We start from the raw sequence: 24232 nt of genomic DNA on the forward strand, positions 1-24232 counted from the left end.
GGATGAAATAAATAGTAAAAGCCGACTTCATGTCGGCTTTTTTTGATTTACAAGACGTAAGAATCCACTGTCTCGATCAGACGACCGATTTCCGGTTTCGTGATTTGTGCATTGACACCAACGGACTCGCCTTTATGACGTAAATCGTCGGAAATCAACGACGAGAAGACGATGATTGGTAACTCACCATAGCGATCGTCCTCACGAAGACGTTTTGTCAAATGGAGTCCATCCATCTTCGGCATCTCGATATCCGTGATGAGGAGATCACAGTTACTTCCTTGTTCGAAAGCATCAAAGGCTTCTTTGCCGTTGATGAACCATTTCAGTCCGTGGTAACCGGCTTCCTCGAGTGTTTCGATGATCAATGTCCGGAGCATTTCCGAGTCTTCGGCAATCCAGATGACTTTGTCGGATCGGTCACGGGACTGCACGCGTCGTCCTTCTTCGCGGGCGAAGATATCCTTGCGTGAGAGCTCAAGTGCGATTTTTTCATAGTCGAGCAGGATAATCATCTTGTCGCCTGTTTTGACGACACCGTTCGTCAGTCCTTCGATGCCACGAGCGAGTTCGTTTGGTGTATCGATCTGCTCCCATGAGATACGACGGATTTCCGTCACGGAATCGACACGCAGGACGCTCTTTTCTCCATTAAATTCACAGATGATCAATCGATCCTCGGTTGCTTCGTCGTGGGGAACACCGATGACCGTCGGCAAATCGATGACTGTCATGACTTCGCCACGCAGTTCAATCAATCCTTTGACAGCGTCCGGTGTACCTGGGAGTGGTGTCATTGGGAGCGGAACGATGATTTCCCGGACCTTCATGACGTTGATTCCGAACGTATATGGACCGCAATGGAAGATGACGATCTCGAGTTCATTCGTACCGGCTTCTAATAAAATATCGTGCTGATTATACATATGGTTGTGCCCCTTTCCATTACCTTCACTTCACTTCTGACTAGTTATCGGCATGCTACGCTAAAAATTCTAGTTCTGAATTGACAAAAAAAGTGTTGTAATCGCTTTCATAATATGTTAAGCAAAAAGTTTGGCATTTGTCTGACCAATTGATTACAATAAGCTATGCAGCCACACACTGAAATGAGAGAGATAAAAATAAATGGAGGTAGAGTGGAATGACTACAGCAACAACCTACACATTTTTACTAGATGGGCAATGGCATGAAAGTGAATCAAAAGAGACGATTGAAATCTCTTCACCATATAAAGAGGATCTTGTCGGTCGTGTTCAAGCGATGACGAAACCAGAAGTCGATCGTGCCATCGCTTCAGCGAAAACGGCACAAGCAGAATGGGCAAAGCAACCGGCAAACAAACGGGCTGAATTGCTTCATGCGTGGGCAACGGAACTCGAGAAACGTGCCGACGAAATCGGTGAAGTCATCATGCGCGAAGTCGGTAAAGGACGTGCGGATGGCGTCAAAGAAGTCAAACGGACAGCTGAAATCATTCGCTACACAGCGGAAGAAGGTCTTCGTTTCGACGGTCAGATGATGCAAGGGGATTCGTTCCCTGGCGGTAGCGCGAAAAAAATCGCAGTCATCAAAAAAGCACCGCTCGGCGTTGTGCTCGCGATCTCACCATTCAACTACCCAGTTAACTTGGCAGCAGCAAAACTTGCACCTGCACTCATGACAGGGAACGCTGTTGTCTTCAAACCAGCAACACAAGGTTCGATCAGCGGTATCTTGATGGTCGAGGCACTCGTCGCAGCAGGTCTTCCGGCTGGACTCGTCAATATCGTCACAGGTCGTGGATCGGTCATCGGTGATTACTTGACAGCTCACCCAGGAATCAACATGATTACATTCACTGGTGGTACAGGAACAGGGCAACATTTGTCTCGTCAATCGGCAATGATTCCACTCGTCCTCGAACTTGGCGGAAAAGACCCAGCACTCGTCCTTGAAGATGCAAACCTGTCACTTGCGGCAGACCATATCATTAGTGGTGCGTTCTCTTACTCAGGTCAACGTTGTACAGCAATCAAACGCGTCTTCGTTCTTGATCACCAAGCGGATGCACTCATTGAAGAACTCAAGACACGAATCGCGAAATTGACAGTCGGTTCACCTGAACAAGACAGTGTCGTCGTACCACTCATCGATACGAAATCAGCGGATTTCGTCGAAGGATTGATCACGGATGCAACTGATAAAGGTGCAACGCTCGTCACTGGTGGTGGACGTACGGCAAACTTGATTGAACCAACGCTTCTTGACAATGTGACACGCGCCATGCGCGTTGCTTGGGAAGAGCCGTTCGGACCAGTTCTCCCAATCATCCGTGTTAACTCGGTTGACGAGATGATCGCGTACTCGAACGAATCAGAGTATGGTCTTCAAGCAAGTGTCTTCACAGAGAACATCGATGCAGCGTTTGCGGTAGCAGATGCGCTTGAAACTGGTTCTGTTCAAATCAATGGCCGGACGGAACGTGGTCCTGACCACTTCCCATTCATCGGTGTGAAATCATCGGGTCTCGGCGTACAAGGTGTCGGACGAAGCCTCGCTTCGATGACGCGTGATAAATTAACAGTTCTTAACTTAAAATAAGTTGTTAACCGACCTTTCAATCTGCGGAAAGGTCGGTTTTTTGTGCATCCGTTTTTGAAGCGCTAACGTATGCTAAACAACAAATATCATCCGTTGACGCACAAAGTTTGGCGCTATAGCTTCATTCTCTCTATAATGAAAGAAAATGGACGAGAGAAAAGAGGCGTGTAGGCATGACTGTATCAGACGAAATCATTTCGATTCCGATTCCGACACCATTTCCGGTAGGAGACGTGAACTGCTACGTATTACGAACAGAAGGGGAGAACATCCTCATTGATTGTGGCCCCGATACACTTGAAGCGTGGCAAGCGATGCAACAAATTTTGGCACGACATGATCTTCAAGTCGAGGATCTCAATCGTGTCATCGTGACACATCACCATGCGGATCACGCTGGGATGGCGCATCGCTTTTCAGAAAAAGGGATTCCGGTTTACGGACATGCGCGGTTACGCCCGTACTTGGAACAGGATGAGACGTTCTTGAACAATGGAGATGCGTTCTTGCAGCGATTGGCGACATCGTTTGGTGTTCCGTCAGCCATTCAAGAAATGTTACCAAGCTATCAATCTGCCTTGAAATGGCTTGGGAAAGGTCAGCTCGATTTCACATTACAAGAAGGTGACGCCATCACACAGTCTGGGCGATACCGTGTCATCGAACTACCAGGACATGCGAGTGACCAAATCGGAATTCTAAGTGATGATGGTGTGTTGTTCGCAGCCGATCATTTGCTCGACCGGGTCGAACCGAACCCGTTGCTCGAACAACCGCAACCAGGAGATGATGCGCTCGTCAAACGACCTGTCCTTGCGTACCTCGACTCCTTAGAAAAACTACAAGGTGAACAAATCCGAATCGCCTATACCGGACACGGTGCCCCGATTCGGGATGTTGCGGCACTCGTCGAAGAACGGTTGATGCAACGCAAGGCGCGCGGCGATCAACTACTCAAGTATTTTTCTGGAGAGCACACGTTATTCGAATTAGCACAAGTGACGTATGGTAACCGATTAAAAAAATCATTCCCACTCGTCATGAGTGAAATGAAGGCACGCCTTGATACGCTCGTCGCACGTGGTGCGATTACGGTTGAGAAACGATCAGGTATCCTCTACTATTCGAAAATGGAGGAAGTTAAATGCAACTCATGAACCGGACAATCGTCATCACAGGAGCTTCGAGTGGTCTTGGGGAAGCGCTAGCCCGTACTTTACACAAAGAAGGTGCGAACTTGATTTTAGTCGCACGACGCGAGGAGCGATTACAAGTATTAGCATCTGAACTTCAAGCGCACTACTTTGTCTATGATTTAGAAGAAGCGCCGGAAGCACTGGCGCAGATGTTGGCTGATCGTTATGGATACATTGATGTGTTGGTTAACAACGCAGGTTTCGGGGAATTCAGCTTCCTAGACGACACCTCGATTGAAACGATCGAGTCGATGCACCGAATCAATGTCTTAAGTCCCGTTCGCTTAACGAAAGCATGTCTGCCATTACTCAAAAAAGGTGGCATGATCGTCAATGTTGCAAGTCAGGCGGGCAAGTTGCCGACACCGAAGTCAACGATCTACTGCATGACGAAAGCGGCAATGTTACAGTTTTCGAATGCATTGCGTCTGGAATTACGTCCAAAAGGTATCCATGTCATGACGGTTAATCCCGGACCAATCGCGACGGAATTTTTCGTAAGAGCGGACATTAGCCGAAAGTATGAAAAAAACGTCGCTTCGATCGTCTTATCAAAAGAACAACTTGCACAGACCGTCGTTCGGGCGATGCGGCGCCGCAAGCGAGAAGTCAATGCACCATGGTGGATGGAGCTTTCGGCAAAAGGATACGGCGTTATGCCGCAGCTGATTGAGTGGTTAGGAAAATCAGGTTTCGACAAAAAGTGATGACGGAGGAGAACAACGAATGAAAACAAAAGTAATCAGCTTTCTTGCCTTAAGTACCCTGCTTGCAGGATGTGGGACACCGGATGCAACACCGGAACCGAAAAATGTCTTAGGGACTTCATATCAGACGATTGAAAAAGAAGCGGAAAAATCAACGGTTCGGATGTACATGTGGGGCGGCGATGACGGCATCAATGCCTACATCGATGAGTACGTAGCACCGCGTCTGAAGAAGGAACACAACATCACCTTAGAACGGGTTCCAATCGAGACGGCGGATATCATTCAAAAACTGCGTGCTGAGAAGCAGGCAGGTAAGGAAAAAGGTGTCATCGATATCGTCTGGATCAATGGCGATAATTTTTTAAATGCTAAAAAAGATGATTTACTGTATGGCGAAATCACGAAAGTCCTCCCGAACATGAAGTATGTCGATGCTGCCGCGCAAAGTTCAGATAGCGGCACAAAAACAGAAGGTTTGGAAGCCGCGTGGGGGAAAGTCCAATACACGTTGCACTATGACGCAGCCGATGTGAAGTCGCCACCGACCGACTTGAAAGCGTTGAAGTCTTGGGTCAAGGAGAATCCAGGGCGCTTCACTTATCCGGAAGTGACGGACTTTACGGGGAATGCCTTCGTCCGCCATGTCATGTATGGTGTCGAATCGAATGAAACGTTAAAGGATCCAAAAGCAGATTTTAAGAAGACATGGGCTTACTTGAACGAAATCAAGCCATATCTTTGGAAAAAAGGGAAGACGTATCCAAAAACGCTTGCGCAACTTGATCAGTTATACGCAAAAGGAGACGTCGACTTTACGATGGGCTTCAACGAACGACGGGCAGAACAAGAAGTGAAGTCAGGTACGTTCCCGAAACAAACACGTCCAATCGTCTTGAAGGAGGGCTCAATCGCGTCGACACATTTCCTTTCTGTACCGTTCAATGCACCGAACCCGAAAGGTGCACTCGTTGCGATCAACACCTTGTTGTCACCAGAGGCGCAGTTGAAAAAATATGATGCAACTTACTGGGGAGACGGTTCAAGTCTTGATTTATCGACACTTGATACGGCAGAACAAAAACAGTTCGCTGATGTACCGGCTGCACCGTCAACACCGAAACCGAGTGTCTTTGAAGGAAAGGTCCGGACGGAACTCGACCCGTCCATCTTTGAGATGATCCGTAAGGAATGGCCGTCTCGTGTGGCGCGGTAACGCATATCCCGCCGCCATCTTGATGGCAGGCATGGTCTTATATGGATTATGGGTAAGTGTCTCGATGACTTCACCTGCTGATTACCGCGAGCTACTGACGGATGATGTCTTTTTAGAAAGTCTAGCCGTCAGTAGTTACGTGGCGATTGTCAGTACGGTGCTCGCGCTGATCATTGGTGTAGTGCTCGCTCGGCTCTTGAGCAGAACACGACTAGCCGCGTTACTTGCGATTCCGTTATTCATTCCTCATCTAGGAGCGGCGTATCTCGCCATCCTCTATCTCAGTGATGTGCCTGTCATTGGACCGCACGAAGGGAATTATTTTAGTGTCATCCTGACGTATCTATATAAAGAAATTCCGTTCGTCTTTTTTTATCTCTTACCGGTGGTCCGGCGTCTTGATCCACGTTATCAAGAGCTCGGTACGATGCTCGGTTTGTCACCGGTGCGCCGTTTTTGGCATGCGCGAGGTGTATTTTTACTTGTACCGATGCTAGAAGCAGCTTTTATTTTACTTGCCTTCATCCTGTTCGCATATGAAATCCCTGCATTACTTGGTGTGACCTATCCGAAATTACTCGGAGTCTATGCGTTCGATTTATATACACAAGGCGATTTATCAGAGCAACCACTCGCTTTTGCGATGAGTGTCGTTTTGACGGGAGGACTTTTCTTCCTCTTGTTGCTCATGACTGGTTTGACACGCCCACTGGCAACGAAGATTAGTAGGGGGCGGAGCGAATGAAAAAAATTAGTACTACTGTATTCGTCGTGCTCCTATTCATCGTCCCCTTGATCGGATTGATTCCGGGGAAGTGGAACTGGAATCCGCGTCTTGAAGCGACGCTTGGTACGACGGTCGCGATGATCTGTGCCGTCGTGTTGTTGAATCATCTCTTCGGATACATGGCAGGAAAAGCGATTGCCTTTCAAGCGGGGAAACGTGTTCGTATAGCGGAGTTCTTGATCAGTTTACCGTTGTTTGTTCCTGTCTTGTTGCTGTCCTTTGGTCTTTATTTGACATGGATTCGTCTTGGTCTAGCAGATCGGTTTTTCGGTGTCCTGCTCGTGTTACTTCTGCCGACCTTGCCATATACAGTTCGCTTGTACACGAACGGATTTCAGGCGCTCGGGGAACGGATGCTCGAACAGATGGTTTTGATCGAGGGGAATCGATTCAAACGTTGGTTCTATTTGACGGGTCCTATGCTTCGATCGACGCTACAATCCGTGACGTTGCTCGTCACGGTGATCACGATCAGTCAGTATGCACTGGTGGCGTTAATCGGTGGTGGGATCGTCCGCATGATCGCACTGGAGGTGTTCCCGGCGTATTCCGGTAATTCTCAAGGGGCGGCGCGTCTCGCGACACTGTGGTTGATCGGGTTGCCCGTTCTCTTTTATGCGTTGCAAGCCGTTATTTTTTCTAGTTGGATACGAATCGTACGGAGGCGTTTAAATGGAAGTCACGATACAACAAGTCAATAAACGATTTGGAACGAAGCGTGTATTATCTGATATCGATTTAAAGATCGCGTCTGGACAATGTGTGGCATTAGTTGGACCGAGCGGTAGTGGGAAGACGACGCTACTCCGGCTGATTGCGGGTCTTGAACGTGTGACGAGTGGAGTGATTCAATTCGGGGATCGAGATGTCACTGTTCTTTCGCCGAATCAACGTGGTGTGACGATGATGTTTCAACGGTCTCTATTGTTCCCACATTTGAACGTCGAACAGAACATCCGTCTCGGTGCAAAACAATTAACACCAATCGAGCTCAAATCCTGGTTACATCGCGTGGGACTCGAGGGAAGAGAAAAAAGTGCCGTCCACGAACTCTCAGGGGGTGAACAACAGCGGGCAAGCTTAGCTCGTGCGCTAGCAAGTCAACCGGACTTCTTGTTGCTCGATGAACCGTTCTCGAGTCTAGATGTACCGAGACGACGGGAACTTCGGACATTGATTCGGAAGTTGACCGAGGAACAAGGTGTCACGACACTCCTTGTCACACACGACCGGGAAGAGGCAATGGCGATGGCGGATGTGGTATATGTCTTAGAACAGGGGCGAATCGTCGATCATGGTACACCGATTACGCTTAGCCAGACAAGTCCGTTTTTTGGCGAAGGCATTCAGATTGAAGAAACATGGCATCCGTTGACGGCAGTCAACTTGGTCTCAAGACCGACGAAGGAAACGGATGAACGTGTTACGATTACAAAAGAACTCATTCAATACGGTGTACGTTTCTACGAAGTAGAACGGGCGTCCGGAGAACGTCTCGTGCTCTCTTCAGACGAGACGATTCAGGTGAAAGAAGGGTATATCGTTAGAAAGGAGGGGTGATATGTTAGATACGCGTGCGCGTAAAATCGTTCAACCCCTATTTGATCAAGGGGCGACCTTATTTAAGAAAATCGGATTATCGGCAACGCAGGTGACGATTATTTCCGGTATCATCGGTGGTGCAACGGGCTTTTTCGTCTATAACGACATGATGGGAACAGCGATTGTCTTGTTATGGATCTCGGGCATGCTCGATGTCATCGACGGAACGATGGCACGAAAAGAGAAGACGACTCCGATCGGCACGATTCTTGACCTTGTTCTCGACCGAATCGTCGAGCTGTCAGTATTGATTGGTCTTGCACTCCGATTTCCGGAAACGCAGGTCGTCATTCTGTTGCTCGTCGCATCATTCGTCATTGGGATGACGATGTTCCTTGCAATCGGAGCGGTCAGTGAAAATTACGGCTACAAGTCGTTTCAATATCAACCAGGACTCGTCGAACGGACGGAAGGATTTTTATTCCTGACAGCGATGATTCTGTTCCCAAGCGCCATCATTTGGATCGCAATCGTCTTTTTGATTGCTGAACTCTATACGGTCGGAGAGCGATTCCATCAAGCTTCGAAGGTGTTACGATGAGTGAACAAGAGATGATCATGACAGTAGATCGAGCGGGCAACCTGCTCGGACCTCGTCCGCGCTCGGAAGTCCACGCAAACGGCTTGTGGCACGAAACGTTTCATTGTTTCGTTTATGATCCAAAGCGGGACGTCTTGTTGCTCCAGCAACGTTCTGAACAAAAGAAGGACTTTCCAGGAATGATCGATATCACGGCAGCCGGTCATTTGCTTGCGAATGAGACAATCGAGGATGGTGTCCGGGAACTCGAGGAAGAGATTGGTTTGACGTGTACATTGGATCAATTGATACCGCTTGGCATCCAGGAAGAGGAGTTTCGGGATGCGTCGCTTTGGGACTGTGAGCGATGCCATGTCTTTCTTGCTCAAAGTGATCAAGCGATAGACGCATACGTCCTCCAGGAAACAGAAGTGAAGCGATTGATTGCTTTTCCAATCGAGCAGTTTGAACGAATCGCTGACGAGTCCATCGAGCGCATTCAGGACACGACAGGCGAATGGTTCGATCGTCGTCAATTCGTTCCGCATCCTTCTTCTTACTGGAGACATGTACGACAAGGAATCGAGCAATTACGTAAATAGAAACAATCGAAAAGCAATAACGCATGAAGACCTACGATCGAATGTGATTTCGCTCGCAGGTCTTTTTTAATCGTACATTCGTTCGACGCAAGAGTAGCGAAATTAAGATATATTTGAGATAATTAAGTATATATACAAAAGAAGGAAAGAAGGTGCAGCCAGTGGCATTACGATTTGCACTACTCGGGCTGCTGACCCAAGGGGAAGCGACCGGTTATGATTTAAGCGCGACTTTTAAAAAACAGATGATCCACTTCTGGACCGCACATCATACACAAATATACCGAGAGTTGTTAAAGATGGAAGAAGCAGAACTCGTGACGAGTGTCCATATCGTCCAAGAAGACTTGCCGGACAAGAAAGTCTATTCCATCACCGATAAAGGGCGTACGGAGCTCGTTGAATGGTTACGTACACCGAATGAATTCAAACCGAAGATGAAGGATGAGAACCTGATGCGGGTGTCGCTTTTGCATCTGCTCCCACCAGAGGAAGCCGTTGCTTATTTGGAAGAGTCGAAGCGACACCATCAATTTGCCGTCGAGATGATGCATAGTTGGCGTCACGACCATCTCGAAAACGGTGCAACACTAGGGGAGACCTTGACGAGTGAGTATGGCTTGCGTATGATGTTGAATTACTTGGATTGGTGTGACTGGGCAATCGCGGAAATCAAAAAAAACGAAGCAAACGTCTAACAACACTGGCTCGATCGTCATGTAGGTGGCGGATTCGAGCCAGTGTTGTTTTTGATGATATGAAGTAAGGAGCTAAACGATGTATTTTAATGATTACGAAGACTGGATTGAAGAAGAAGCGGAAGCCTTATTTCGCTTACATCAGGAACCGTTGACACGAGAAGCAACGTCGTATTCGCAATTCACGGCGTATGTAGAAGAAGCACTACTTGAACCGTTGTTACTGAAACTACGTTGGCTCGGAGAAGCGGAAGAAGAAGAGATTCTAGAACAAGCGGATCCGAGCGTGTGGGAGAATGCCATAGGCAATTCGGAAGCCTCCCTTCGTCGAGATGTATTACGACGAGTCGTCGAGCGAGACTTTACTGCGCATATCCTCGCGTACCTGACACCGATTCTTGAAGCTAGACAAACTGCCTATGAGGCGGAATTAGAGCAGCTTCAATTGGCGCATGCGGAACAAATGGAGGAAGTTCAACAACATGAGCAACAGATTGAACTCGGACCGCCACCTCAAAAGGTCAAAAAGTGGTGGTATCTCAAAGAAAAAGAAGTATCACGTTCCTATACAGAGGAAGAACGATCTGCATTGCAAGCTCAACAACAACAACTCGAGGACGAGTTAAAGCGACTCGAACAAAAAACACGTGAGACAGAAGCTGATCTCGAACGATTGGATTCACTTCACCGTCTATAACGTATGAAAAAATGGAGCATGCGACATGATGTCGCGTGCTCCATTTTGTATGAATACTATCTATTAAGCTTGTGTCGCGAGTTTCGCGAGGACTAGTTTTGCGACTGCTTCACTTGAAGCCGGGTTTTGTCCTGTGACGACATTGCCGTCGATGACGGCGAATTCTTTACCTGCATCCGATGTCAGGAAAGTAGCTCCTTCACCGCGAAGTGTCGTCTCGAGCAAGAATGGTACTTTATCTTCGAGACCTGTTGATTTTTCCTCTTCATCCGTAAAGCCGTTGATTTGACGACCTGATACGAATGGTTTGCCATCGATCATGACGTGCGCAAAGGCAGCAGGACCATGACAAACTGAAGCGACGACGCCATCTTTTTTGATGACGGCTTCAATGGCACCCGCCACTTGTGGGTTATTCGGGAAATCAACGACCGCACCGTGACCCCCTGGGAAGTAAACGGCATCAAACGATGCTGGATCGACTTCCGAGAGTGCTTTCGTGTCGTGCAACGCACGGCGTGCATCTTGGAATTTCGGCAAGATTTCTTTAACGATCGATGCTTTATCGATCGGGACGTCGCCACCTTTGATCGACGTGACTGTCACGTCATGTCCTGCATCCTTGAACAGGTTGTATGGTGCTGCGAACTCCTCGAACCATAATCCTGTTTTGTGACCATTCATGTCATCTGCGCTTGTTGATACGATTAAAATACGAGCCATAATAAAACTCCTCCTCTGTATGAACGTTACAAAGAAGGAGTTTCCCGGAGAAATGAAGAGTTAAACCTCACCGGTGTTCGGTATAGTGATGAATCGGTAGTGAAGCAAGTGCCTGGTCGATTTGAGCTTGCGAGATCGACTCTTTCATCGCTTGGACGTTTGACTGAAGTTGTGACACGCTCGATGCACCAGGAAGGACGATGTCGACCTGTTGATCGATGGCTTGCAATGCAAGCGCCGGAAGCGGGAAATCTTGAAGTTTTTGTAGACTTGCCTCAAGCGTTTCCTTATCGAATTGTTCGAACCGATCAACCGACTGCAGGCGTGAAGCACTCTCATGTGTCAAGAGACCTTTTGCTAGTGGACCACGAGCGACGACTTGGATGTTTTTCTCTTTTAAGCGTGGTAACAACTCTTCGATGCGACGATCGAGCAACGAATAAGGCGTCATCAAGTAAGAGAAATTACTATGCTCGAGCCAATATTCGATGACATTCGGCCGCAGTGACGACAGACCATATTCCTTGATTTTCCCCTCTGCTTTTAAATCTTCCATTGCGCGGATTGATGCATCGATATCATCATCAATCGTGCCGCCGTGGACGTAATACAGGTCGAGATAAGGGGTTTCAAGACGATTCAAACTTTCAAGACAGGCTTGTTTCAAATAGTCATAACTCGGATCCCATGTCCAACCGGTTCCGGTCGCGTTCATCCGATTCCCACCTTTTGAGGCAAGGAATAAACGACTTCGATCCTCTTGTGAGAAGGTTTGACCGATGATGGATTCGACCGCTCCGTTCGCATAGACGTCCGCTGTATCGAAGTGCGTGATTCCAGCATCAAGTGCCGTCCGCAGGATTGCCGTTGCTTCTTCCTGGCCGCGCTTTAAGATCGTCATCGTACCTAATCCTAATGACATGTTCAATTCCCTCTTTTCTTATATGAACTGTAAGTTTGGAACTTCTGCATTCTAGTGTATCATATCTGATGAAAAAGACGGTTTCGAAGTCTTGCGGCAATACGTCGGAAACGGCATACTAATCATGACAGTGAACGAAACTAGAATAGAAATGGGGCATACATGATGGAAGAAAAAACGATTGAACGTGAAGTGATTTATGAAGGAAAAGTCTTTGATGTCGAGAAACACGTCGTCACGTTACCGAACGGCAATACGTCCGTCCGTGAACTGGTCTATCATAATGGTGCCGTCGCGATCATTGCTTTTGATGAACAAGGTGATCTAATCGTCGTGGAACAGTACCGAAAAGCATTTGAAAGTCTATCGATCGAGATCCCAGCAGGAAAACTCGAAAAGGGTGAAGATCCACTCGATTGTGCCGGACGAGAATTAAAGGAAGAAACAGGATACGTCGCGAAAGAGTTACGACATGTCTTTGATTTTTACGGTGCGCCTGGTTTCTGTAGTGAGCGTGTACATATTTATGAAGCGATTGGTCTGACTGCCGGTGATCGTCAACTCGATGAGGATGAGTTCCTTGAGAATAAGACATTGAAGCTCGAAGAGGCGCTCGAACTCGTTGCAAATGGAACGATCGTTGATGCGAAGACGATCATGGCAATTCAGCATTGGCAGATCCGTACTTTAAAATGATTCTCATTTAAATGATTTTCAGTTGATAATCATTTTAATTTGAAAAAAGACTGATTATCAGCTATGATAATAGCATCAGTTCGAACAAAGGGGGCGTTATGATGGAAAGTCGTGTAGAACGCATCAAAAAACAGCTAAGCGGTAAAGGATATAAGCTGACTCCCCAACGTGAAGCGACTGTGCGTGTCCTGCTCGAACATGAGTCGGATCACCTCAGTGCCGAAAATGTCTTTCTCCTTGTAAAAGAAAAGAACTCCGACATCGGACTTGCGACGGTTTACCGGACGCTTGAATTATTGACGGAGCTTGAAGTCGTTGATAAAGTCAACTTCGGAGATGGCGTATCCCGATTTGATTTACGACAAGAGGGTGCGAGTCATTCGCATCACCATCTCGTCTGTATCGAATGCGGATCCGTCGAAGAGATTTTAGACGATATGCTGGAAGAAGTAGAGAAAGAAATCGTGTCCCGATTCCACTTTAAAATCAAGGATCACCGCCTGACATTCCATGGCGTCTGCCGTGTCTGCCAAGAGCGTCATGCTCGGGAAGCGTTGGAACAATCGCAAACACAAACAGTCTGACCGTCCGACGAAATTTCGGATGGTTTTTCTTTTTCAATTTTTATAGGTCAGACCTCTTCACAACGGTTTACACCTTTGATATGATGGGAAAGTAAGCGATTTCGTAAACGAAGAGGATGAGTTCAGTGCGTGAACAACTGGAAGCATTTATCAATTATTTAGTGATTGAACGGCAAATGTCCGCGAATACGGCAGCTGCGTATCGAAATGATTTAAATCAATACTTACAGACGCTTGAAACAGCGGAAGTTTCCTCGTTCGAACAGGTTCACCGACATCATATCGTCGACCATATTGAACGATTGCTTGAGGCACGAAAGTCACGATCGACGGTTCGCCGGGCGACGAGCTCAATCCGTTCGTTCCATCAATATTTGGTCGAAGAGAGACTTGCAACACATGATCCGTCTCGTCATCTTGATTTACCGAAACCGGAGAAAAAGTTGCCGGTCGTCTGGAGTCAAACGGACGTCGAACGCTTGCTTGATTCGGTCGTCGGGGTCGATCCGCTTACACGACGAGATGCAGCAATGCTTGAGCTTCTCTATGGAACAGGCATGCGCGTCAGCGAACTGCTCCAACTGAAGTTGAACGATTTGCAACTCGAACTCGGGTATCTGTCGTGTCTTGGGAAAGGGAACAAATCCCGGATTATCCCGATGAGTACGACATCGATTGAAAGCGTTAGGACGTATCTGGATCTCGCGCGTAACAGTCTTGGTGGTCAACAGACGGACGATGTCTTCTTAAACAGTCGCGGTGATCGTTTGTCACGGCAAGGGTTTTGGAAGATGATTAAACGACGAGCAAAGGAAGCGGGGATCGAAAAAGAGATCACGCCGCACGTCTTGCGCCATTCGTTTGCGACCCATCTACTTGAAAATGGTGCCGATTTACGCGTCGTACAAGAGATGCTAGGACACGCTGATTTGTCAACGACACAAATGTATACCCACGTTAACAAAGCACGACTCCACGACGTGTATAAGAAACATCATCCACGGGCATGATGGTTCTATCTTTTAAGGGTCTGACTTCAGACAAATGATGCGTTTTGTCTAGTCTCTTTCCGGGAAAAATCGTAACGGGAATCGCACAACTACAGCTCGTATATAGGAGGAACAGCAAATGGCTCAATCATTTAAACGTGTATTTTTGGTCGTCATGGACTCCGTAGGAATCGGAGAAGCACCGGACGCTGAACAGTTCGGAGATCTTGGTTCACATACGCTCGGTCATATCGCGCGTGAACGCAACGGACTCAATATGCCGAATATGGCAAAACTCGGTCTCTCGCATATTGAACCGATCGAAGGTGTCTCAGCTGAAGAAGCACCGCTTGCGGCATACGGAAAAATGCAGGAAGTATCTGCAGGGAAAGATACGATGACAGGGCACTGGGAGATCATGGGTCTGCGGATCGATACACCATTCCGTGTCTTTGAAAAGTTCCCGGATGATTTGATTCATCGCTTAGAAGAGTTCTCAGGACGGAAGATCATCGGGAACAAACCGGCTTCTGGTACGGAAATTCTCGACGAACTCGGACAAGAACATGTCGAGACAGGCGCGTTGATCGTCTATACATCGGCAGACTCTGTCCTTCAAATCGCTGCTCACGAAGAAGTCGTTCCATTAGAGGAACTGTATCGGATTTGTGAATATGCACGCGACATCACACGGGATGACCCGTATATGCTCGGTCGTATCATCGCGCGTCCATTCCTTGGTGAAGCAGGAGCGTGGGTGCGGACAGCGAATCGTCACGACTATGCACTCAAACCATTCGACCGAACGGTCATGAACGAGCTTGAGACAGCAGGACTGGATGTCATCTCACTCGGTAAGATCGCTGATATCTACGACGGCGAAGGCGTGACGGATGCGATCCGTACAAAGTCGAACATGGACGGCATGGATCAGCTCGTGAAGCAACTCGATCGGGATTTCAACGGACTTTGTTTCTTGAACCTCGTCGATTTCGATGCATTGTTCGGACACCGTCGTGATCCACAAGGTTATGGACAAGCGCTCGAAGAGTTCGATGCACGTCTTCCGGAAGTGTTTGCTCGCTTAAACGAAGACGATCTCTTGATCATCACGGCTGACCACGGAAACGATCCGGTTCATGCTGGGACAGACCATACTCGGGAATACGTACCGCTGCTTGCTTACCATAAAAATGGTGTCGCAAAACCGCTCGGTATCCGTGAGACGTTCGCTGATCTTGGAGCGACGGTCGCAGAAAACTTCGGCGTCAAAATGCCGGCACATGGAACAAGCTTTTTAACAGAACTATAATTCGAGGGAGCGATTCAGATGACAGTCAACTGGAATGAAACACGTTCGTTTTTAGAAAGCAAGATGCAGGCAAAACCGGAAATCGGATTGATTCTCGGTTCAGGACTTGGTGTCCTCGCGGATGAGATTGAAAACCCGATCGCGATTCCATATCATGAAATCCCGAACTTCCCGGTATCAACGGTCGAAGGACACGCGGGACAACTCGTCTTCGGTACTCTTGAAGGGAAACAAGTCGTTGCGATGCAAGGACGTTTCCACTTCTACGAAGGATACTCAATGGATATGGTCACGTTCCCTGTTCGTGTCATGAAAGCGATCGGTGTCGAGACGTTGATCGTCACGAACGCAGCCGGCGCATGTAACGAAGCGTTCGAACCAGGTGATTTGATGTTGATCACGGACCACATCAACTTCTTCGGTACGAACCCACTGATCGGGAAGAACGTCGACGAGATGGGACCACGTTTCCCAGATATGTCGAAGCCGTATGATGCAGAATTACTTCGTCTTGCACAAGAAACAGCAGATGAACTCGGAATTCGTGTCCGTCAAGGTGTCTACTTCGGAAACACTGGTCCGACGTATGAGACGCCAGCAGAAGTCAAGATGGCACGGATGCTTGGTGGCGACGTCGTCGGTATGTCGACGGTCCCTGAAGTCATCGTTGCCCGTCATTCAGATATGCGTGTTCTCGGGATTTCGTGTGTCTCGAACATGGCAGCAGGTATTCTCGATCAACCGTTACACCATGATGAAGTCATCGAAACGACAGAACGCGTCCGGGCACACTTCCTATCACTCGTTCGCGGTTCGATTAAAAAAATGTAACGACTGTTTTAAAACTCACAAACCACTCCTGAGGAGGAACTAGATTATGCGTATGGTAGATTTGATTGCAACAAAACGAGACGGTGGCGAACTCGCGACAGCTGATATTCAAGCAATGGTAGAAGGATTCACGAACGGAGAGATCCCGGATTACCAAATGTCAGCGATGTCGATGGCGATTTTCTATCAAGGAATGTCAGACCGTGAAATCGCTGATTTGACGATGGCGATGGTCAACTCGGGCGACGTGATCGACCTTTCACGTATCCACGGGAAAAAAGTCGACAAACACTCAACTGGCGGCGTCGGTGACAAAATCAGTTTGATCGTCGCACCACTCGTTGCGTCAATCGGTATTCCGGTTGCGAAGATGAGCGGTCGTGGACTCGGTCATACAGGTGGAACCATCGACAAACTCGAAGCGTTCCCTGGTTTTGACGTCGAGCTTTCAGAAGAAGCGTTCGTCTCACAAGTCAACGACATCAAGATGGCGATCATCGGTCAAACGGGTAATCTGACGCCTGCAGACAAAAAACTCTACGCACTTCGTGACGTCACAGCGACGGTCAACTCGATTCCATTGATCGCAAGTTCGATCATGTCGAAAAAGATCGCAGCAGGAGCAGACAGCATCGTACTTGACGTTAAGACAGGTTCTGGTGCCTTCATGAAATCGTTCGAAGATGCAAAAGCACTCGCGACAGAGATGGTTTCGATCGGTAAGAGTGTCAATCGTAAGACGGTTGCTGTCATTACAGACATGGATCAGCCGCTCGGCTTTGAAATCGGTAACGCAAACGAAGTCAAGGAAGCGATCGAAGTCCTTCAAGGAAAAGATGTCCGTGACTTAAAAGTCATCGCCTTGACAATCGCTTCACACATGGCAGTCCTCGGTGAGTTCTACCCGACGTTCGATGAAGCATATGCGGATCTCGAAACACGTCTCGGTAACGGAGCAGCACTTGACGTCTTCAAGAAGTTCATCGCAGCTCAAGGTGGCGACGCTTCACTCGTTGACGACATGACAAAAGCACTTGAAACGAAATACGAAAAAACATTCGTTGCTTCAAAAGCGGGTTACGTCTCTGAAATCATCGCTGACGAAGTCGGTGTTGCAGCGATGATCCTCGGTGCAGGACGCGCGACGAAAGCAGATGAGATCGATCACGCAGCAAGCGTTACGCTGCACAAAAAAGTCGGCGATCGTGTTGAAGTCGGCGATGTCATCGCAACGCTTCGTTCAAACAAAGAAACGCTCGACCAAGCAATCGAAAAAATGGATCACGCATACCATATCAGTGAAACGAAACCGGAAGCACGTCCGCTCGTTCACGCTGTCATCCAGTAATCCATCCGATAAGCAATATCTGAGTAGTGGACTTCGTCCGCTACTCTTTTTTTATGATAAAATCAAAAGTGTAAAAATATGGATATACGCAGAGGAGCGATCGTGTGAAACGTTGGTTCATAGTAGTTGCCAGTTTAGTTGGAGTTATCGGAGGCGGCGCATTGATGATGACGTACGCTTTTACAAAGGACATGGAGTCAGATGGAACGAAAGAGGCTGAAGTACAACAAAAAGCAAAGACATACTTAGAAAAGCACCTTCCGGAAGCAAAGGTGACCGGTAGTATTTACGACAATATGGGAAATTATTCGTTTGAGTATGCAGCGCGAGCAGTCGATGAAAAAACGAATACTGAGTTTTTCGTCTATCAACAGAAGGAGTCTGGAAAGTTCGTCGATACGTATCATGCGGCACTTTGGGAAGATCGGTTAGAGCAACGGATTCCGTCGCCGACTCTCGAAAAACTGAAGGATCAATTGAGCGTGACCGTACTTTATGACAACGATAAAATTCAGCGACTTGGTAAGGTCCGTTTTGATTCAAATGCTTATTTACGTGCGGAAATCGCTCCGACGCTCTTGGTGGACGTGCCTCGCAAACGACATGAACAGGATAGAGCACAGATCAAAGAGTGGGCAAAGTCGTTACGTGAGCAAGGAATTCTTCAACACATGACGGTCAAGATTGATTATGTCTCGAAAAAAGGTGAGTTATTGGAGGACGGAAATTCGTTGTTCGTAACGTTATAAAGTGGACCAAAAAAATGAGAGTACGCGGTTCCCATTCAATTTGTTATACTGGAAATACTTGTAATGAATAAGGGGGAACTTTCGTGAAACCACCACGCTTACAAAAAGGGGATAAGATTGCCATCGTCTCGCCGGCGTCTGCTGTCGCAGCATACGTACCGCGTCGTCTTGCCCGCGGTATCGCAACACTTGAAAAAATGGGGTTCGAAGTCGTCTTGATGCCGAACGCAACGGCTGTTCATAGTCATACGGCAGGAACGATCGGCGAACGGCTGCAAGACTTACATATGGCGTTCGCTGATCCATCGATCAAAGCGATCATCTCGACGATCGGTGGGTTTAACTCGCACCAGTTGCTCGACGAACTCGATTATGAATTGATTCGGAACAATCCGAAGATCTTTGTGGGCTTCAGTGATATCACAGCACTGTTTGCTGGCATCTATCAGCAGACAGGATTGACGACGTTTGTCGGACCCGCACTGCTGACACAATTTGGTCAATTCGATGGTCTAGATCCGTATACGGAAGAGTCGTTCAACCGTACGTTCATGCAGACGGAGCCGATCGGTCGGATCGAAGCGTCTGAAGAGTGGACGGACGAGATTTTACGCTGGGATGTTGCGGACGACCGAAGACGGGAACATCAAGTGAACGCGGGATATACGATCGTTAAGACAGGCGTTGCAGAAGGACCGATTCTAACGGGGAACACGGGAACACTTTTACTGCTTGCCGGAACACCATACTTGCCATCATTTGATGGTGTCGTTTTGATGCTCGAGGATGACGAAAGTGAGTCACCGGAAACGGTCGACCGATATTTCACGCAATTACGACACATGGGTGCGTATGACAAGATTGCGGCACTCGTCGTCGGACGTTTCCCACGCAAAGTCGATTTTGATCCGGATTTTCCGCTCAAAGACATCATTCTGCGTGCGACGCGGGGCTATGATTTCCCAATCATTCTCGATGCGGACTTCGGACATACGGATCCTGTTGCGACACTGGCGAATGGAATTCAGATTCGTGTCGAAGCAACGGATTCGGTCACACTCGATGTATTAGAGGCGGCTGTCGAGTAAAAAGGTCTGCACGACGCCCTGAAATTTGGTACACTGTACCATGGAATCACGATCTCGAATCGTGACGAATCTCCTGCTGAAAAGCACGAAAGGTTGGTCAAACATGCAAAAAACTGGTCATATCTTATTAGAAGATGGAAATAAAATCGAATTCGAATTGTTCAACGATGAAGCACCGATCACGACTGAAAACTTCGAAAACCTTGCGAACTCGAACTTCTACGATGGATTGAACTTCCACCGTGTCATCCCAGGCTTCGTCTCACAAGGCGGATGCCCAATCGGAAACGGTACAGGCGGTTCAGGAAAAACGATTCCTTGTGAAACGTCAACATCATACCCACACAAACACAAAGCGGGTTCACTCTCGATGGCACACGCTGGTCGTAACACAGGATCAAGCCAATTCTTCATCGTACACGAGCCACAACCGCACCTCGACGGCGTACACACGGTCTTCGGACAAGTGACTTCAGGTCTCGAACATGCACAAAAAATGAAGCAAGGCGCTGGCATCAAAGAAATCCGCGTCGAAGCGTAAGTTCTTGCTCCTCTTCGAACGTTCGAAGAGGAGTTTTTCTTTTTTTAGATCCGGGTACAATCAGTAAGGGAACTCAACTCGAAAAGGAGTGTTTGTCATGCGTTTAGAAGGAAAACGAATCATCCAAGTCGTCAGCAATGACTTCGAGGATTTAGAATTATGGTATCCTGTCCATCGTTTACGTGAAGAAGGGGCAATCGTCGATATCGTCGGAGAGAAGGCGGATGAGACGTACATCGGGAAGTATGGTGTCCCGATTAAATCAAATAAGACGTTCGATGAGATCAACCCGTCGGAATATGATGCGATTCTTGTTCCGGGTGGTTGGTCACCCGATTTGTTACGTCGCTTTGACTCCGTTCTGAATATGGTGCGTCATTTTGACCAGAACAAGCAACCGATCGGTCAAATCTGCCACGCTGGTTGGGTGCTGATCTCTGCAGGCATCTTAAAAGGTGTCAACGTCACGAGTACGCCAGGAATCAAGGATGATATGACGAATGCAGGTGCGATTTGGCACGATGAAGCAGTCGTCGTCGACGGGCATATCGTCTCGAGTCGTCGTCCGCCCGATCTACCAGACTACATGCGTGCCTTCATCCAAGTGATGGAAGAACAAGCATGACTCAGATGCAGGGGACGTCACGAGACGGACTCCTGCATTTTTAGTGGATTATGAAAAAAATGCAGTAATTCGGTGTGAGAAGGTGTAGAATGAATGAGTCTCAGTCGTTCATGCTCCTGAGAGTTGTTGAAATTAGGAAGGTGTAGAATCACATGCTAGTAAAATATAAGAAGTTGAATGAACGGACCGCGATGGGGCTGATCGCCTTTTCGTGCGAAGTGAAGGATCCGAAGTATTTGCTTGAAACGGTTCAAGCCTATGAACAGGAAGAAGACCAACGCTTGTATTTGTACAAACAAGATGAGGATTTCGTTGGTGTCATCGGGTTTCAATTAATGGATGGCCATGCTGAATTGAAACATATCGCCTTATCGCCGTCATTCCGGGGAGAACGGATGTCGTATCTCTTACTGGATGAAGCAACTAAGCTTCTTCGAACGGATATTACGGGTGCGACCGAAGAGACGCAACGCCTTGTCGACAAATGGAAAAATCAATAAAAAGACCGGTCCATGGCTTAAATGGACCGGTCTCTTCGGTTTTGTAGCGCTTCTTGTCGTGCCGTGACGACGTCCGTACGATCGCGCAAACGGTGTTTATGCGTCACATAATCGAGATCAGGTGCTGTCGCTTCAAGTGCGACGGTTCGGATGACGTCCGAGAAGACAGGTAACGGGATGTGTCGATAGACCGGATCTGTGAAGTGATCGCGATGATCGAGTAGGCGTGAGACATCGATACCAGACGTGATAAGCGCTGCTCGGTGGCGTTCGATCTTATCGAATGCCTTACTGTACGTCCGTTGTGCACCGGATTGGTTATTGCGACGATGATGATAGCGGGCGACGGCCAGCTGGATCAGACCGACAAGCGCCTCGTCCTGACGTTGTCCTTCTTGCCAGACTTCCTCTAAAATTTCATGGCACTCGAAGTAATCGTGCCGGATGTTGAATTCAAATACGAATCGTTCAATCGGATTCATGGAATCACCTCTTCCTTTGAATATAACATAGTCGAACCCACCAGTTGTATGGTATACTAAGGCGCAAAAAACGTTGATGGGCAGGGAGAATCATGGAATCATACAGTGTAAAGATGGATGCGTTTGAAGGCCCGCTGGACTTGCTGTTACACTTGGTTGGTAAATTAGAAATCGATATTTATGATATATCCGTTTCCATGGTGACGGATCAATATGTGTCCTATATCCGTGCGATGCAGCATCTTGAACTAGATGTTGCTAGTGAATATCTTGTCATGGCAGCGACGCTGTTGCAACTGAAAAGCAAACAACTCTTGCCGATCGAACAGACGGAATACGATGAGATTCCTGATTTCGAGGAAGAACCGACACGAGAAGGTCTGATTCAACAGTTGATCGAGTATAAAGCATATAAGGAAGCAGCACTCGTCCTGAAAGAAAAGGAAGAGGCACGCCTTGAGCTGTTCTCGAAACAACCAGAGGATTTGATGCGTTATCTCGACACGGATGCACAAGAGTATAATGGTACGTTATCTCTGAGTGATTTATTACGTGCCTATGAAAAAATGCGCCAACGTGAAGCTTGGAAGGTACGTCGTTCGAAGACGGTCAAACGAGAAGAACGTTCACTCGAGCAACAGATGGAGTCCGTTGCCCGGTACGTCGCGACACGGGAGCGTACGACATTCTTCGGCTTTTTTGCGGAGCAACCGACGGTCGAAGAACTAGTCGTCAGTTTCCTCGCTGTTCTTGAGCTTGTCAAGCAACGGGTCATTGATTGTGAACAGATGACCGATGATATCCTATTGCGGAGCATGGTGAAGGAGGAGAGTCAGATTGGCGTATGAACAAATCATTGAGAGCCTGTTATTCGTCGTCGGAGACGATGGGATCGATCCACGTGGTCTCAGTCAAGCGCTAGAGATCAGTGAAGCGGCAGCACGTGAACAGTTGCTGGCTCTTCAAACGACATTCGAAGCAGAGCAGCGTGTGCTCCAAATCGTGGAGTCGGGTGGTGTCTTTAAAATGGTGACACGAAAAGAAATGTCGCCGTATATTCAGGCATATGCCGGTTCGCTCGCAGAAGATTCCTTGTCTCGAGCAGCAATGGAGACACTCGTCATCATCGCATACAAACAACCTGTCACACGTGCTGACATCGAAGTCGTTCGTGGTGTGAAGACGGAGCGTGTCATCCATACGTTAAGTGCAAAAGGTTTAATTGAAGAGGCGGGACGCGCCAAAGGCGTCGGTCGCGCAAAATTGTATAAAACGACGGATCATTTCCTGGACCATTTTGGTCTAAACAGTATTGAAGAGTTACCGCCACTCGAGTTCGAAGAAACGTTCGAATCGGATGGAGATCTCTTCTTCCGGAATGATCCTTCATTAGAGGAGAGAGTGAATTAATGGAACGGTTACAAAAAATCATCGCACAAGCAGGTGTCGCTTCGCGGCGTAAAGCAGAGGAATTGATCACAGCAGGTCGCGTCAAGGTCAATGGAAAAGTCATCACGGAGCTTGGAACGAAAGTCGGAGCACGTGCAGAAGTCGAAGTAGACGGCGTGAAGCTTGAGCGTGAAGAGCACGTCTATTACATGCTCTATAAACCAACAGGTGTCGTCTCGACGGTTGAAGACGATAAAGGACGTAAGACGGTCGTTGATCTCGTACCACCCGGACACCGTGTCTTCCCAGTCGGTCGACTCGACTATAATACGAGCGGTCTTCTTTTAATGACGAACGACGGTGAATTCTCGAACCTGTTGCTTCATCCGAAATATAAGGTACCGAAGCGCTACATCGTCAAAATCAAAGGTGTGCCAGAATACTTCCACGTCAAAGGTCTTGAAAAAGGTGTCGTCTTACCGGATGGTTTCAAGACAGGTAAAGCACGTGTCGAGATGCGAGATATCGATAAGAAGAAAAATACGGCGATTCTTGAAATGGTCATCTACGAAGGGCATAACCGCCAAGTCCGTCAAATGGTCGAGACACTCGGTTCGGAAGTCTTGAAGTTGAAACGTGAACAGTTCGGTTTCTTGACACTGGCAGGTCTTACTTCTGGCGAGTGGCGTGAACTTTCAAAAAAAGAAGTCAATCAATTGCGTGAGCTAGCGGATCCAGCCGCTCCACCTACGAAAAGACGTAAGAACACAAAAAAACGTTAATTTGTAAAGCGAGAAGCTCATCCTCCGGGTTGAGTTTTCTTTTTTTGTGACAAAACGATTAA

General features: G+C 47.8%; 29 protein-coding genes. 25 read left to right on the forward strand and 4 right to left on the reverse strand.

Features of this window, described 5'->3' with window-relative positions; translation table 11 throughout:
* Window positions 1–47 precede the first annotated feature (47 nt).
* On the reverse strand, window positions 48–926 hold the full coding sequence (locus KNQ15_RS04015) for a chemotaxis protein CheV (RefSeq protein WP_029341166.1): 879 nt from the start codon (window positions 924–926) through the stop codon (window positions 48–50).
* 218 nt (window positions 927–1144) lie between these two features.
* Between KNQ15_RS04015 and KNQ15_RS04020 the strand changes: the two genes are divergently transcribed.
* The 11 genes from KNQ15_RS04020 to KNQ15_RS04070 all read left to right on the forward strand — a co-directional run bounded on the left by KNQ15_RS04020 (window position 1145) and on the right by KNQ15_RS04070 (window position 10609).
* Window positions 1145–2584 (forward strand): NADP-dependent glyceraldehyde-3-phosphate dehydrogenase, encoded by a 1440-nt coding sequence (locus KNQ15_RS04020; protein ID WP_214727908.1) that lies wholly within the window; start codon window positions 1145–1147, stop codon window positions 2582–2584.
* A gap of 173 nt (window positions 2585–2757) precedes the next feature.
* A complete protein-coding gene (locus KNQ15_RS04025; RefSeq protein ID WP_214727910.1) occupies window positions 2758–3741 on the forward strand; it encodes an MBL fold metallo-hydrolase in 984 nt (327 codons plus the stop codon).
* On the forward strand, window positions 3729–4487 hold the full coding sequence (locus tag KNQ15_RS04030) for an SDR family NAD(P)-dependent oxidoreductase (protein ID WP_029341169.1): 759 nt from the start codon (window positions 3729–3731) through the stop codon (window positions 4485–4487). The genes KNQ15_RS04025 and KNQ15_RS04030 overlap by 13 nt, the downstream gene beginning before the upstream one ends.
* A gap of 19 nt (window positions 4488–4506) precedes the next feature.
* Window positions 4507–5703 (forward strand): ABC transporter substrate-binding protein, encoded by a 1197-nt coding sequence (locus KNQ15_RS04035; protein WP_214727912.1) that lies wholly within the window; start codon window positions 4507–4509, stop codon window positions 5701–5703.
* Window positions 5690–6448: an ABC transporter permease family protein gene (locus tag KNQ15_RS04040; RefSeq protein WP_029341171.1), complete on the forward strand. Its 759-nt coding sequence runs from the start codon at window positions 5690–5692 to the stop codon at window positions 6446–6448. The genes KNQ15_RS04035 and KNQ15_RS04040 overlap by 14 nt, the downstream gene beginning before the upstream one ends.
* Window positions 6445–7191: an ABC transporter permease subunit gene (locus KNQ15_RS04045; protein ID WP_029341172.1), complete on the forward strand. Its 747-nt coding sequence runs from the start codon at window positions 6445–6447 to the stop codon at window positions 7189–7191. The genes KNQ15_RS04040 and KNQ15_RS04045 overlap by 4 nt, the downstream gene beginning before the upstream one ends.
* The gene (locus KNQ15_RS04050) at window positions 7163–8050 is read left to right on the forward strand and encodes an ABC transporter ATP-binding protein (RefSeq protein WP_029341173.1); all 888 of its coding nucleotides are present in this window, start codon (window positions 7163–7165) and stop codon (window positions 8048–8050) included. Before KNQ15_RS04045 ends, KNQ15_RS04050 begins: the two co-directional genes overlap by 29 nt.
* 1 nt (window position 8051) lies before the next feature.
* Window positions 8052–8633 carry a CDP-alcohol phosphatidyltransferase family protein gene (locus KNQ15_RS04055; RefSeq protein WP_023467668.1) on the forward strand — a complete coding sequence of 194 codons (582 nt, stop codon included), beginning with the start codon at window positions 8052–8054 and terminating at the stop codon, window positions 8631–8633.
* Complete coding sequence (locus KNQ15_RS04060) at window positions 8630–9214, forward strand: NUDIX hydrolase (protein ID WP_214727914.1); 585 nt, start codon at window positions 8630–8632, stop codon at window positions 9212–9214. The genes KNQ15_RS04055 and KNQ15_RS04060 overlap by 4 nt, the downstream gene beginning before the upstream one ends.
* Window positions 9215–9375: 161 nt before the next feature.
* Window positions 9376–9912: a PadR family transcriptional regulator gene (locus KNQ15_RS04065; protein ID WP_023467670.1), complete on the forward strand. Its 537-nt coding sequence runs from the start codon at window positions 9376–9378 to the stop codon at window positions 9910–9912.
* Window positions 9913–9991: 79 nt separating this feature from the next.
* Window positions 9992–10609: a hypothetical protein gene (locus KNQ15_RS04070; protein WP_029341176.1), complete on the forward strand. Its 618-nt coding sequence runs from the start codon at window positions 9992–9994 to the stop codon at window positions 10607–10609.
* Window positions 10610–10672: 63 nt separating this feature from the next.
* On the opposite strand, the gene KNQ15_RS04075 is transcribed toward KNQ15_RS04070, so the two are convergent.
* Together KNQ15_RS04075 and KNQ15_RS04080 are read right to left on the reverse strand one after the other, a co-directional pair.
* Window positions 10673–11332, reverse strand: a complete 660-nt coding sequence (locus KNQ15_RS04075) for a type 1 glutamine amidotransferase domain-containing protein (RefSeq protein ID WP_023467672.1) — start codon at window positions 11330–11332, stop codon at window positions 10673–10675.
* Window positions 11333–11399: 67 nt separating this feature from the next.
* Complete coding sequence (locus KNQ15_RS04080; RefSeq protein WP_029341177.1) at window positions 11400–12254, reverse strand: aldo/keto reductase; 855 nt, start codon at window positions 12252–12254, stop codon at window positions 11400–11402.
* Between the two features lie 165 nt (window positions 12255–12419).
* Between KNQ15_RS04080 and KNQ15_RS04085 the strand changes: the two genes are divergently transcribed.
* The 11 genes from KNQ15_RS04085 to KNQ15_RS04135 all read left to right on the forward strand — a co-directional run bounded on the left by KNQ15_RS04085 (window position 12420) and on the right by KNQ15_RS04135 (window position 21517).
* Window positions 12420–12950 carry an NUDIX domain-containing protein gene (locus KNQ15_RS04085; RefSeq protein ID WP_023467674.1) on the forward strand — a complete coding sequence of 177 codons (531 nt, stop codon included), beginning with the start codon at window positions 12420–12422 and terminating at the stop codon, window positions 12948–12950.
* A gap of 101 nt (window positions 12951–13051) precedes the next feature.
* Complete coding sequence (fur, locus tag KNQ15_RS04090; RefSeq protein ID WP_023467675.1) at window positions 13052–13534, forward strand: ferric iron uptake transcriptional regulator; 483 nt, start codon at window positions 13052–13054, stop codon at window positions 13532–13534.
* 125 nt (window positions 13535–13659) lie between these two features.
* Window positions 13660–14544: a site-specific tyrosine recombinase XerD gene (xerD, locus tag KNQ15_RS04095; RefSeq protein ID WP_029341179.1), complete on the forward strand. Its 885-nt coding sequence runs from the start codon at window positions 13660–13662 to the stop codon at window positions 14542–14544.
* A 118-nt stretch (window positions 14545–14662) separates the two neighbouring features.
* On the forward strand, window positions 14663–15835 hold the full coding sequence (gene deoB / locus KNQ15_RS04100) for a phosphopentomutase (protein ID WP_214727916.1): 1173 nt from the start codon (window positions 14663–14665) through the stop codon (window positions 15833–15835).
* Between the two features lie 18 nt (window positions 15836–15853).
* Complete coding sequence (locus tag KNQ15_RS04105) at window positions 15854–16666, forward strand: purine-nucleoside phosphorylase (RefSeq protein ID WP_029341181.1); 813 nt, start codon at window positions 15854–15856, stop codon at window positions 16664–16666.
* Window positions 16667–16712: 46 nt separating this feature from the next.
* The gene (locus KNQ15_RS04110; protein ID WP_029341182.1) at window positions 16713–18014 is read left to right on the forward strand and encodes a pyrimidine-nucleoside phosphorylase; all 1302 of its coding nucleotides are present in this window, start codon (window positions 16713–16715) and stop codon (window positions 18012–18014) included.
* Window positions 18015–18118: 104 nt separating this feature from the next.
* Complete coding sequence (locus KNQ15_RS04115) at window positions 18119–18763, forward strand: hypothetical protein (protein WP_214727918.1); 645 nt, start codon at window positions 18119–18121, stop codon at window positions 18761–18763.
* A gap of 83 nt (window positions 18764–18846) precedes the next feature.
* Window positions 18847–19851 (forward strand): S66 family peptidase, encoded by a 1005-nt coding sequence (locus KNQ15_RS17010; RefSeq protein ID WP_214727921.1) that lies wholly within the window; start codon window positions 18847–18849, stop codon window positions 19849–19851.
* Window positions 19852–19954: 103 nt separating this feature from the next.
* Window positions 19955–20392, forward strand: a complete 438-nt coding sequence (locus tag KNQ15_RS04125; protein ID WP_023467682.1) for a peptidylprolyl isomerase — start codon at window positions 19955–19957, stop codon at window positions 20390–20392.
* 97 nt (window positions 20393–20489) lie between these two features.
* Window positions 20490–21017 carry a type 1 glutamine amidotransferase domain-containing protein gene (locus tag KNQ15_RS04130; protein WP_029341185.1) on the forward strand — a complete coding sequence of 176 codons (528 nt, stop codon included), beginning with the start codon at window positions 20490–20492 and terminating at the stop codon, window positions 21015–21017.
* Window positions 21018–21169: 152 nt separating this feature from the next.
* Entirely contained in the window at window positions 21170–21517 is a 348-nt protein-coding gene (locus tag KNQ15_RS04135) for a GNAT family N-acetyltransferase (protein ID WP_029341186.1), read from the forward strand.
* A gap of 17 nt (window positions 21518–21534) precedes the next feature.
* Here the strand turns inward: KNQ15_RS04135 and KNQ15_RS04140 are convergent, their stop codons facing one another.
* Complete coding sequence (locus KNQ15_RS04140) at window positions 21535–21999, reverse strand: DUF309 domain-containing protein (RefSeq protein ID WP_029341187.1); 465 nt, start codon at window positions 21997–21999, stop codon at window positions 21535–21537.
* Window positions 22000–22091: 92 nt separating this feature from the next.
* Between KNQ15_RS04140 and KNQ15_RS04145 the strand changes: the two genes are divergently transcribed.
* Genes KNQ15_RS04145 through KNQ15_RS04155 form a run of 3 tightly spaced genes read left to right on the forward strand, consistent with a single transcriptional unit; the run spans window position 22092 to window position 24170 of the window.
* Window positions 22092–22847: a segregation/condensation protein A gene (locus KNQ15_RS04145; protein WP_023467686.1), complete on the forward strand. Its 756-nt coding sequence runs from the start codon at window positions 22092–22094 to the stop codon at window positions 22845–22847.
* The gene (gene scpB, locus KNQ15_RS04150) at window positions 22837–23409 is read left to right on the forward strand and encodes an SMC-Scp complex subunit ScpB (RefSeq protein WP_023467687.1); all 573 of its coding nucleotides are present in this window, start codon (window positions 22837–22839) and stop codon (window positions 23407–23409) included. Before KNQ15_RS04145 ends, scpB begins: the two co-directional genes overlap by 11 nt.
* Entirely contained in the window at window positions 23409–24170 is a 762-nt protein-coding gene (locus tag KNQ15_RS04155; protein WP_023467688.1) for a pseudouridine synthase, read from the forward strand. The genes scpB and KNQ15_RS04155 overlap by 1 nt, the downstream gene beginning before the upstream one ends.
* Window positions 24171–24232 lie beyond the last annotated feature (62 nt).

The sequence above is a fragment of the Exiguobacterium sp. s168 genome (assembly GCF_018619035.1).
Taxonomy (GTDB): Bacteria; Bacillota; Bacilli; order Exiguobacteriales; family Exiguobacteriaceae; genus Exiguobacterium_A; species Exiguobacterium_A acetylicum.

Bases quoted from the DNA above. Each gene is read 5' to 3' on its own strand.
- KNQ15_RS04015 (WP_029341166.1), bottom strand. From the start codon at position 926: ATGTATAATCAGCACGATATTTTATTAGAAGCCGGTACGAATGAACTC.
- KNQ15_RS04020 (WP_214727908.1), top strand. From the start codon at position 1,145: ATGACTACAGCAACAACCTACACATTTTTACTAGATGGGCAATGGCAT.
- KNQ15_RS04025 (WP_214727910.1), top strand. From the start codon at position 2,758: ATGACTGTATCAGACGAAATCATTTCGATTCCGATTCCGACACCATTT.
- KNQ15_RS04030 (WP_029341169.1), top strand. From the start codon at position 3,729: ATGCAACTCATGAACCGGACAATCGTCATCACAGGAGCTTCGAGTGGT.
- KNQ15_RS04035 (WP_214727912.1), top strand. From the start codon at position 4,507: ATGAAAACAAAAGTAATCAGCTTTCTTGCCTTAAGTACCCTGCTTGCA.
- KNQ15_RS04045 (WP_029341172.1), top strand. From the start codon at position 6,445: ATGAAAAAAATTAGTACTACTGTATTCGTCGTGCTCCTATTCATCGTC.
- KNQ15_RS04050 (WP_029341173.1), top strand. From the start codon at position 7,163: ATGGAAGTCACGATACAACAAGTCAATAAACGATTTGGAACGAAGCGT.
- KNQ15_RS04055 (WP_023467668.1), top strand. From the start codon at position 8,052: ATGTTAGATACGCGTGCGCGTAAAATCGTTCAACCCCTATTTGATCAA.
- KNQ15_RS04060 (WP_214727914.1), top strand. From the start codon at position 8,630: ATGAGTGAACAAGAGATGATCATGACAGTAGATCGAGCGGGCAACCTG.
- KNQ15_RS04070 (WP_029341176.1), top strand. From the start codon at position 9,992: ATGTATTTTAATGATTACGAAGACTGGATTGAAGAAGAAGCGGAAGCC.
- KNQ15_RS04075 (WP_023467672.1), bottom strand. From the start codon at position 11,332: ATGGCTCGTATTTTAATCGTATCAACAAGCGCAGATGACATGAATGGT.
- KNQ15_RS04080 (WP_029341177.1), bottom strand. From the start codon at position 12,254: ATGTCATTAGGATTAGGTACGATGACGATCTTAAAGCGCGGCCAGGAA.
- KNQ15_RS04085 (WP_023467674.1), top strand. From the start codon at position 12,420: ATGGAAGAAAAAACGATTGAACGTGAAGTGATTTATGAAGGAAAAGTC.
- fur (WP_023467675.1), top strand. From the start codon at position 13,052: ATGGAAAGTCGTGTAGAACGCATCAAAAAACAGCTAAGCGGTAAAGGA.
- deoB (WP_214727916.1), top strand. From the start codon at position 14,663: ATGGCTCAATCATTTAAACGTGTATTTTTGGTCGTCATGGACTCCGTA.
- KNQ15_RS04105 (WP_029341181.1), top strand. From the start codon at position 15,854: ATGACAGTCAACTGGAATGAAACACGTTCGTTTTTAGAAAGCAAGATG.
- KNQ15_RS04110 (WP_029341182.1), top strand. From the start codon at position 16,713: ATGCGTATGGTAGATTTGATTGCAACAAAACGAGACGGTGGCGAACTC.
- KNQ15_RS04125 (WP_023467682.1), top strand. From the start codon at position 19,955: ATGCAAAAAACTGGTCATATCTTATTAGAAGATGGAAATAAAATCGAA.
- KNQ15_RS04130 (WP_029341185.1), top strand. From the start codon at position 20,490: ATGCGTTTAGAAGGAAAACGAATCATCCAAGTCGTCAGCAATGACTTC.
- KNQ15_RS04135 (WP_029341186.1), top strand. From the start codon at position 21,170: ATGCTAGTAAAATATAAGAAGTTGAATGAACGGACCGCGATGGGGCTG.
- KNQ15_RS04140 (WP_029341187.1), bottom strand. From the start codon at position 21,999: ATGAATCCGATTGAACGATTCGTATTTGAATTCAACATCCGGCACGAT.
- KNQ15_RS04145 (WP_023467686.1), top strand. From the start codon at position 22,092: ATGGAATCATACAGTGTAAAGATGGATGCGTTTGAAGGCCCGCTGGAC.
- KNQ15_RS04155 (WP_023467688.1), top strand. From the start codon at position 23,409: ATGGAACGGTTACAAAAAATCATCGCACAAGCAGGTGTCGCTTCGCGG.